The 1,382-nt window shown below is 36.3% G+C and carries 1 protein-coding gene; it reads right to left on the bottom strand.

Features of this window, described 5'->3' with window-relative positions; genetic code table 11:
• On the bottom strand, nt 1-795 hold a 795-nt coding region (locus tag CIK00_RS21030), incomplete at its 3' end, for a replication initiation protein (protein ID WP_101770493.1).
• Nucleotides 796-1,382 lie beyond the last annotated feature (587 nt).

Raw genomic sequence — 1,382 nt, 5'->3', positions numbered from 1 at the left:
ACCTTTACGTCCCTTGATAGCCTGAGATTCACGGAATTTTTCAGGTGTAAAGTGTCGGTATGTCCAATTCGCAATCGATTTAGCTATCGCCTTAACTTCTGATACAGGAAGTGGAACAGTAAATTGACTATTTAAGGACTCTACCTCGGCATAGACAGCTTCATTCCATGAACGCTTATAGTTAGGCTGCCAATATTCACGGATCGTCTTATATGACCATTTACGGACGTTTTCGAACAAGTCACAATTACGACCAAGACCAACAGCCTGATGACCTCGTAACGGATGACCTCGCAGATCAAGATAATCAGCTAACTCATCTAATGTGTATTCATATTCCGTCCATACCTTATTCTGCCAATGTGGATGCTTCGGATTTTTTGTTAATAATCCTGCATACCCACGATCAGCACCTAATCGTTCAATCATGGCGGATTGAATCGCTGCGGCATACTGAATAGGTTTTAAGTTCGCAATATCTGACGTACAGAATGGGATTTTTAGGCGATAAACAATATGAGCATGACCGTTCTCTGGATTTTTACTTGTCCAGTATGGCGCGGGGAGATTTTTATCGTACCAAGCATAAACAGCACCATTCCTATCAATGTCAAAGATTAGATACATGACCATCTTTGGTCGATTGATTTGAATGTACTTTCTTTTTATTGCGTTTTGCCTAGGGCGAATATAAGTAACCCCTAGTTCATCCGTACAATAAGGCTTATAAGGTAACGTATTGATAAACAGATCTTCAAGATCCAGTTTAAAACGGTTTGAATGCTTAATATTCACGCATAACCGCACTTATGGCGGTTATCTAATAATTGTGTTTGAAGTGGCATCTGATATAATTCCCTAAGAGATCATTATCCCTGTGATAGTTTTCGTAAGCCCTGAATTCTCATTCCTTTCCGCCAAGTTAGAAGATGAGATTCGGGGCTTTGTCCTTTCTGAAACCTATCATACGCTATCATATTTAAAGTTCAAAATTTCTCTATATAAATCATTTAGTTGGATCTGTTTTTTTTGTTAAAAACTAACAAAATCATAATTCCATAAATATCAATACATTAACTAATTCTCTTACTCTTTCTTCCCTTCAAATATGTGACGAATATCTACTTATCAACCAACTCATAATATTGAATCCAATATTCTCATAACAAAAAATGACGAGTACGGACAATTCCGTACAAACAGATACAATAAAGGCCGCCTAAGCGACCTCTTAAATTGTTAGTATTTAACATCAAATCTATTTATGCGCACTAAAAACCGTGAATAATCATTTAGTGTTAAACTTAATTATCTCAAGTATTAAATTAGCGCCATATTTATCACATAAGTTATTTATAAATTCAGGCTCGACACTTTTTATA

The sequence above is a fragment of the Photobacterium carnosum genome, assembly GCF_002849605.1.
In the GTDB taxonomy this organism is placed as follows: domain Bacteria; phylum Pseudomonadota; class Gammaproteobacteria; order Enterobacterales; family Vibrionaceae; genus Photobacterium; species Photobacterium carnosum.
Note: the sequence above shows the minus strand (reverse complement) of the source record. Positions and strands in the feature narration are given on the sequence as shown.